The 248-nt window shown below is 61.7% G+C and carries 1 protein-coding gene; it reads right to left on the reverse strand.

The window, feature by feature from the left end; translation table 11 throughout:
- Positions 1 to 248 (reverse strand): Ig-like domain-containing protein (locus tag LKE08_RS19165; RefSeq protein ID WP_324705856.1); only part of this gene is annotated, 248 nt, incomplete at both ends.

The following is a 248-nucleotide window of genomic DNA, read 5'->3' on the forward strand; positions in this document are numbered from 1 at the left end:
GTCGGCGTCGGGGGTGATGTCGAAGGTGTAGGTGATGTTGTCGGCGGTTTGCAGGTTGTCGGCGCTGCCGTTGTTGACGGTGATATCCGATACGTCGAACCCGCTGACTTCTTCGGCGAAGCTGGCCGTGACGGTGAAGGGGGCGTTGATTGTCTCTTCGGCGTCGGTGGTGAGTGTCACCGTGGGGGCGGTCGAGTCCGCCGTCCGGGTGAGTTGGGTGGCGGCAATGTTATCGTTTCCGGCGATAT

Source organism: Lyngbya sp. CCY1209 (assembly GCF_035615495.1).
GTDB lineage: Bacteria > Cyanobacteriota > Cyanobacteriia > Cyanobacteriales > Microcoleaceae > Limnospira.